The sequence below is a fragment of the Vibrio sp. L85 genome (genome assembly GCF_963871815.1).
Classification (GTDB): domain Bacteria; phylum Pseudomonadota; class Gammaproteobacteria; order Enterobacterales; family Vibrionaceae; genus Vibrio; species Vibrio harveyi.
Window position 1 is genome coordinate 305,274 of sequence record NZ_CAWMYL010000243.1, and the last position, 6,117, is coordinate 311,390.

Below are 6,117 nucleotides of genomic sequence, written 5' to 3' on the forward strand. Positions count from 1 at the left end.
GCAGGGGCGCCCTCATGCTTTCATACATCAGAGCGCTCGAAGGGATACTTATTCAGGCTTGGTAATACTGCCAAGTTCAAGCATAGGGGCAACATCAATATCTTCTGCATTCATCATGGTCGAGATGCGCTGCACAGAAGACAAAAGCAAGCTCTGTTCCCACTCTTCCAGCTTTTGGAAGCGGCTAATAAAATGCTCTTGCAATGGCGTCGGGGCCTGTTTTAAGGCTTCTTGTCCCTTCTCGGTCAATACCGCGTGAACTTTACGCTTGTCTTCGACACTGCGGCGGCGCTCAACAAGTTGGTTGCGCTCTAAGCGGTCAAGGATAGTGGTTGCCGTTGCCTGACTCATGTTGGTATGGCTAGACAATTGTTTGATAGTGACGTTATTTAATTCACTAATGGCACGCATCAGGATCAGCTGAGGAGCCGTCAAACCAGACTCTTTGCTTAACTTCTTAGAATGTAAATCAATAGCGCGGATGATCTGACGAATCGAGACCAAAACTTCTTCGTACTTTTCCAATTTCGTAATCCAGTCATTAAGGGATCATGTAACGAGGCGACACTAACTCAAATGCGCTGTTATTTAAAGGGCTTCGTTAGGGATCGCGACACCAATTTTCAATAATTTGCCTTGGCTCTCCTTATTGTTTTTAAGGTCATTGAGCGAGGAAAAAAGCAACGACTAGAATTATTATAGTAAGAAATGTTTGTGGTCTAAGTATTGCTGTGGTTGTTTCCGCTTTTTTAGCTACACTTTTCTGATTGAAATGTAAGTTATTGGATTTTTTATCAGCAAAAGATAGACAAAAACGCCTCAAATGGTAGGATCTTCCACTTTCATGGAAAATAAAATGTATCGTGTTCAAATGATTTTTAATGCCTTGTTAAGAAGATTGAACATAAAAAGAGAGGAATAATGACAAAAGGTATAGATAAGTACAGTATCGACAGTACCGACTATACGGTTGGTCAAGACAACGTCCAGAAATGGGGTTTTGACGTACATAATCCTGTTTTTGGTATCAGTGCTGGTTTCATTGCACTGTTTCTTATTGCTGCACTTGTGCTGGACGCACACACCGCTAAGACCGCACTCGACGGCATTAAGTGGAAAATCATCGGTTCTTTTGACTGGCTGTTTATTATCTCTGGTAACATCTTCGTTATCTTCTGTTTAGCTCTCATCGTTTCACCAATGGGTAAGATTCGCCTTGGTGGTAAAGATGCTGTCGCTGATTACTCATTCATGTCCTGGCTGGCAATGTTGTTTGCTGCTGGTATGGGTATCGGTTTGATGTTCTGGAGTGTGGCAGAGCCAGTAGCGTACTTCACTGGTTGGTATGAAACCCCGCTGGGTGTAGAAGCAAACACACCAGAAGCCGCGAAGCTAGCACTAGGTGCGACCATGTTCCACTGGGGTCTACACCCATGGGCGATTTACGGTGTCGTGGCACTATCTCTTGCTTTCTTTACTTACAACAAAGGTCTGCCGCTTTCAATGCGCTCGATTTTCTACCCGTTATTGGGCGATCGCGCATGGGGTTGGGCAGGTCACATCGTGGATATTCTAGCGGTATTGGCAACCTTGTTTGGTCTGGCGACTTCTCTAGGTCTTGGTGCACAACAAGCGGCAAGTGGTATTCACCATGTCTTTGGCGTTGAACCAGGACTAGGACTGCAAATTGTCGTTATCACTGTTGTTACGCTATTGGCGGTTGTTTCTGTTGTTCGTGGTATTGATGGCGGGGTAAAAGTCATCAGTAACATCAACATGGTGATTGCTTTCTTATTGCTTATCCTTGTTGGTTTGATCGGCTGGGCGGTAACACTAGGCTCTGTGCCAACCACATTGATGGCTTATGTTGAGAATATTATTCCACTGAGTAATCCGTTTGATCGTACTGATGAAGCTTGGTTCCAAGGTTGGACAGTATTCTACTGGGCTTGGTGGATCTCATGGTCACCATTTGTAGGTATGTTTATCGCTCGAGTTTCACGCGGTCGTACCGTTCGTGAATTCATCACTGCGGTTCTAATTGTACCGACAGCAGTTACCTTGATTTGGATGTCGACATTCGGTGGTCTTGCTATCGACCAAGTGATCAATAATGTGGGCGAGCTAGGTGCAAATGGTTTGACTGATGTTTCCCTTGCGATGTTCCAAATGTTCGATGTATTGCCATTCGGTAACATGCTATCCATCATTGCAGTCGTACTAGTATTGGTATTCTTTATTACTTCTTCAGATTCAGGCTCATTGGTTATCGACAGCATCACCGCTGGTGGTAAAGTCGACGCACCAGTGTTACAGCGTGTATTCTGGGCATTCATGGAAGGTGCGATTGCGGTTGCATTACTGTGGATCGGTGGTTCTGAAGCTGTTCAAGCGCTGCAAGCGGGTGCAATTTCTACTGCACTGCCATTTACCGTCGTTTTATTGGCGATGTGTGTCAGCCTGCTTATGGGTATGAGAACCGAACGTCAATAATTGATAAGATTTATAAATATTACTTAAATATTAGTAAGTTAAAAAAGCCAGCGTTTTGCTGGCTTTTTTTGTGTGATTTTTCTGACGGTAGACAAAATAATGACGAAATAAGTCATTAATTTACAATGAGTTAATGTTTTATTTTTATTAGTAAAATCTCGTGATTAGTGATTAAAAAATGTGTAATATTCACCCACCTTAACTGTTCTCCCAACCTCTATAATAATTATGAAATTATCATTAAAACAAAAGCTAATTGGCGCAAGCCTCTCTGCTGTTGTTGTGATGGCAACAGCACTGACTTGGTTGTCGGCTGGTCAACTTCTTGATCAGACGCGTTCAGGTGTCTATTCACGAGCACAAAGCCTAAGTAACGCCGCTTCAGAAGGTATTTCTGACTGGGTGGCAATTCGTAAAGATATTGCGACGGCTTTCAACGACTACTCAACTGAGCAAGACGTTGTGCCTTTCCTACAACAAGCACGTAAAGCTGGTGGCTTTGACGATATCTTCTTAGGTACACCAGAAGGTGGTATGTATCGTTCTCATCCCGAGCGTAACCGTGCTGATTACGATCCTCGCACGCGTCCTTGGTACAAAGACGCAAACGCAGCAGGCAAGCAAATCATCACAGAAGCTTACCAAGACGCTATCACTAACGCGCTATTGGTGACAATTGCTGAGCCAGTAATGAAAAACGGTAAGTTCATTGGTGTTGTCGGTGCAGATGTATTGATTGACCAGTTGATCAATGACGTCATCAGCCTAGACGCAGGTGACAATGCTCATGCAATGCTGATCGATATGAACGATGGCACTTTCCTTGCTCATCCAAATAAGAGCCTAACGCTTAAGCCAATCACCGACCTTTCTAAAGAATTTTCTAAAGATTCTATTGAGCGCGCAGCCAACTCTGGTGCGATTGAAAGTGCAACAATCAAAGGCAAAGAGAAGCTTTACTACTTCAGCAAAGTGCCTGGCACACATTGGATGTTTGCGATTGAAATGGATCGTGCAACAGAAGAGGCAAGCCACGCTCAATTGCTACGAGAAATGCTGATCACCGCTGTGTTGATCACTATCGTCGTGATTGTTGCTGTTTCATGGCTAGTAGGTTTCTTGTTCCGCGATTTGGGTCGTGTTTCACAAGCATTGGAAGAAATTGCTTCTGGTGAAGGTGACTTGACGCAACGTCTAGAACCGCGCAGTGATGACGAAGTCGGCAAGCTGGCTGATAACTTCAACCGTTTTGTCGGCAATATGCACACGATGGTGACGAAACTAAGTCACGTATCGTCCGCACTGTCTGAGCAAGCTCGTACAACGGCACAGCAAGCCGAAGAACGTAGCCAGCGTATTTCTTACCAGCAAGACGAAATCAACATGGTGGCGACTGCGGTTAACGAAATGGCGGCAGCAACACAAGAGATTGCTGGTAACGCGGACAACACAGCATCAAGCTCGGAAGAAGCGGTACAAGCATGTGTGCATGGCTCTGGTCAAGTAACGCAAACGCAAGGTTCGATCCAAAACCTAGCGCAAGAAGTTCAAGTCGCGACCAACGTGATTCAAGAGCTAGAGGCGCACGGTAACGCGATTAATACGATTCTTTCGACTATTCAAGGTATTGCCGAACAAACCAACTTACTGGCACTGAATGCGGCGATTGAAGCAGCGCGAGCTGGTGAACAAGGTCGCGGTTTTGCGGTGGTTGCGGATGAAGTTCGTGTGTTGAGCCAACGTACTCACGCTTCAACGCAAGAGATTCAAGAAACCATCGAAATGCTGCAAGGTACTACGGCGAAAGCGGTGGGTATTATGGATGACAGTCGTCGTCTAGCAGATACTAGCGTGGATGATGCAAACTCTGCGGCAGTTAGCCTGACGCAAATTCACTCTGCGGTAGAGCGAATCAGTGATATGGCAACTCAAATTGCTTCAGCAGCAGAAGAGCAAGCGTCAGTAACCACTGAGATTACTCGTAATACAGAGGGCATTCGTGACGTATCGAATGAGCTTTCTGTGGAAGCGCACCAGGCGGCTGAGCAAGCAGCGCACCTGTCTGAGCTTTCTCACGAGCTAGAACAAGAGATCAGACGCTTTAAGCTGTAAGCTTTTGTTGTTTTGAATAAAAAGGAGCCATATGGCTCCTTTTTTGTTGCTCAAAGATAACGTAAGCCGAATTACAACCACAGGCTACTGATAGGTTGCTCTGGATTATAATGATGGGCAATTTGGGCTTGCAGGAGCTCTGCTGTAGCAATGGCGTCGGTTAGAGCATGGTGCGGTGTATAGTCAGGTAAGCCATAACGACGGCGAGACTGGGCTAAGCGTAATGATTTTGGCTTATTGCCCTTGAGCTTGTTCCAAAGACCGCCCGCTGCTTTTTGTTGAATGTTTTCTTCAATTTGCAACGTATCAAGAACTGGAAACTCAATACCTTCGCCAATACGAGAGCGCAGTGCTTGGTCGAGAAACTCACGCTCGATACGGCGGTAATGTACCACTACAATCTTACCCGCTAAGCTTTCTAGCAAGGGAGCGAGGATTTCACCCAGATCGGGAGCGTCAATCAGTTCACTGTGAGTAATACCATGAATGATGACTGATTCTTCATCGAGTTTTTCCTGTGGTCGCACCTTCCAGTGCTTTGCTTGGCGTAGGAAAATTCGATTGAGATCGAACGGCACCAAACCAATGGTGATGATGCCGTTTTTTTGTGGGTTCAAACCGGTAGTCTCAAAATCAAGCGCAACGAACTCCACTTGGGATAGTGGCGTTTCAGGTGCTGGCAGCGCTTTACCGTAAAAGGCGACTAAGCGTTCATCAGTGGCACGCTCAAGTTTCTGCTGAAACTTCACTGGCCACTGAATACTCGGCTTTTGAAATAACTTCTTTATCACTTCACGCCTCACTTAAACTTGTTACTAGCCTGATAGCGGAACTTAAGGAAGTTCTGACCATTACTTAGGATCTGGAACGCATCTTTCAAATTACGACGTTCAAAATCCGACAAGTTTTCAGGCTCAATGTTGTTGTCTGGTTCAATACCTAACTCAACATCAATTGCTTGGTGGCGGATACGCACCATCGAGATGAACTCCATGGCGTCTTTAAGATCTTGTGCGCGCCCTTTTGGTAAGATGCCAGCATCAATGATGTCATCGAGACGCTCAAATGAATTCTGTGCACGTGAGCCTACCGCAAGAGAATGAACGCGGATCAGATCGACCAATGGCGCAGTACCACGGCGTTTCAAGTTGATTGAGTTTTTATGTTGACCGTCTTTTTCCATCACAAAGTCTTTGAAGAAGCCAAGTGGTGGAGTTCGATTTAATGCGTTACGTGCCAAGCAGGCTAGGAAGCGATTGTTCTTGCGGGCACGACGTACGATGAAGCTGGTGAGCTGCTCTGCCCATTTTAAGCGACCGTAAACCCCATCTAAATCAAAGAAGATGGATGCGTTGAGTAGCGCTTTTGGATTGGGGTCATCAATCCAATCGGCAAAGCATTCTTCCCATTGTGAGCGGGTCATTCGCCACATCGGGTTGGTCGCCATAATGTCGCCAGTACAGTACTTGAAGGTAAGGAAACTCAAAGTTTCCTTACCTTTGAAAGAGCGAG

General features: G+C 45.5%; 5 protein-coding genes. 2 read left to right on the plus strand and 3 right to left on the minus strand.

Features of this window, described 5'->3' with window-relative positions; genetic code table 11:
* Positions 1-48: 48 nt before the first annotated feature.
* The gene (gene cosR, locus AACR11_RS24215) at positions 49-525 is read right to left on the minus strand and encodes a MarR family transcriptional regulator CosR (RefSeq protein WP_005445149.1); all 477 of its coding nucleotides are present in this window, start codon (positions 523-525) and stop codon (positions 49-51) included.
* Positions 526-921: 396 nt separating this feature from the next.
* Between cosR and AACR11_RS24220 the strand changes: the two genes are divergently transcribed.
* Together AACR11_RS24220 and AACR11_RS24225 are read left to right on the plus strand one after the other, a co-directional pair.
* A complete protein-coding gene (locus AACR11_RS24220) occupies positions 922-2,493 on the plus strand; it encodes a BCCT family transporter (RefSeq protein WP_005445152.1) in 1,572 nt (523 codons plus the stop codon).
* 228 nt (positions 2,494-2,721) lie between these two features.
* Positions 2,722-4,605 (plus strand): methyl-accepting chemotaxis protein, encoded by a 1,884-nt coding sequence (locus AACR11_RS24225; RefSeq protein ID WP_005445153.1) that lies wholly within the window; start codon positions 2,722-2,724, stop codon positions 4,603-4,605.
* A gap of 71 nt (positions 4,606-4,676) precedes the next feature.
* On the opposite strand, the gene AACR11_RS24230 is transcribed toward AACR11_RS24225, so the two are convergent.
* Together AACR11_RS24230 and AACR11_RS24235 are read right to left on the minus strand one after the other, a co-directional pair.
* The gene (locus AACR11_RS24230; RefSeq protein ID WP_033001524.1) at positions 4,677-5,393 is read right to left on the minus strand and encodes a 3'-5' exonuclease; all 717 of its coding nucleotides are present in this window, start codon (positions 5,391-5,393) and stop codon (positions 4,677-4,679) included.
* A gap of 11 nt (positions 5,394-5,404) precedes the next feature.
* Positions 5,405-6,117: putative nucleotidyltransferase substrate binding domain-containing protein (locus AACR11_RS24235; protein WP_223295772.1), on the minus strand; the 713-nt coding region annotated here is incomplete at its 5' end.